This is a genomic window from Vibrio sp. YT-19(2023), from assembly GCF_033337395.1.
Window position 1 is genome coordinate 1 of the sequence record NZ_JAWOQN010000325.1, and the last position, 823, is coordinate 823.

At 45.7% G+C, this 823-nt stretch carries 1 protein-coding gene; it reads right to left on the reverse strand.

Going from position 1 to position 823, the window contains the following annotated elements:
- Positions 1-823 (reverse strand): class I SAM-dependent methyltransferase (locus tag R7E78_RS25700; RefSeq protein WP_318058551.1); only part of this gene is annotated, 823 nt, incomplete at both ends.

Here is an 823-nt window from a genome sequence, read left to right on the forward strand (position 1 = left end):
GGTCCATTAAGCCAGAGCAAGAGTAGGTCAGTAGCGTGCCACCAGGTTTTAAAATTTGCATCGCCAACATATTGATGTCTTTGTAACCACGACATGCGCCATTTAGTTGCGCTTTGCTTTCTGCAAACTTAGGTGGATCCATGATAACCACATCAAACTGAGTACCTTGGTCACGGTATTCACGAAGCAGTTTAAATACATCTGCGTTTAAGAAAACAGCGCGCTTTTTCGAGATATCAAACTCGTTCAGCTCTGCATTGTATTTTGCTGTGTCCAATGCTGGCTGAGATACATCCGCATTAATTACGCGTTTTGCGCCGCCTTTCAGTGCGTAAAGACCAAAGCCACCCGTGTAAGAGAAGCAGTTCAGTACTTCTTTATCTTTAACGTACTTCATCGCTTGTTGACGACTGTCACGCTGGTCTAGGTAGAAGCCCGTTTTATGTCCACCTACAATGTCGACACTGATTTTCACGCCGTTTTCTTCGATGACGACAGATTTTGGAGGCTCTTCACCGTGCAATACGCCAGTGGTCTCTTTCAAACCTTCTTTCTTACGTACTGCTACGTCAGAGCGTTCGTAGACATTGCAATCAGGGAAGCATTCAACCAATGCATCTACAATCGCTTGCTTGTTGTATTCTGCGCCTGCGCTGAGCAATTGACATACGAAGAAGTTTTGGTAGCGGTCAATCGTCACGCCCGGCAAGCCGTCAGATTCAGCGGCGATGAGTCGGTAACCCGTTAAACCATCACGTTCAATCACGTCTTCACGAAGAAGTTGAGCATTTTGAAAACGCTTCACGAAAAACGCTTTGTTGAT